This window comes from Legionella qingyii (assembly GCF_003184185.1).
The window spans coordinates 493-1092 of record NZ_QHJG01000087.1 but is presented as its reverse complement, the minus strand read 5'-3'; positions in this window follow the sequence as shown (position 1 = coordinate 1092).

Sequence of the window (600 nt, the reverse complement as noted above, 5' to 3'; positions counted from 1 at the left end):
ACGAAAAGTTATGCTCGGTACGCGAGTTAGTCTCGGTCGAAAAGAACATCAAACGCTGGATGAAATCCTAGTTATCGTCGATGAAATCAGTATCGGAGTAACTAAGCAAAAACTTAAAGAAATTGATTTAGCCTTAAGTTAAGACGCGGACGGCAGCGAACTGAGTGGAGACACTCGTTAAGGCATTCTATTAATCAGTTATTTAGGACTCGCTAATTGTAGCTTATGAGAAGATATAGGTGGCACCATGACGGTATCACGTACGACAAATTTTGCCTATTTTTGAAGTACTGTCCGTTACTCCAGTATGAATTTTTTAATTCGAGCGCTAATGGCCCAAAAAGTAGCAATTGATTAAACCATAACTATAAAGCTTATTAGAGCGCTTGAAATTTGCACTCGCAACTCCAAAGTCCCTATCACTAGAGGACATTTGAGTGGACTTATGTAACCGACAATCGTGGAAATAGTAATGTCGCGGTATAAAAACGTCATGCTCAAGGTAAAGGACATGGTTAGTCGTGTAATTAATCTAGCCGTAAAGGTCGGTTACTTCCCTGTAAGCAGTGAAACGGAAGAAATAGCTATTAGTTGCAAGGA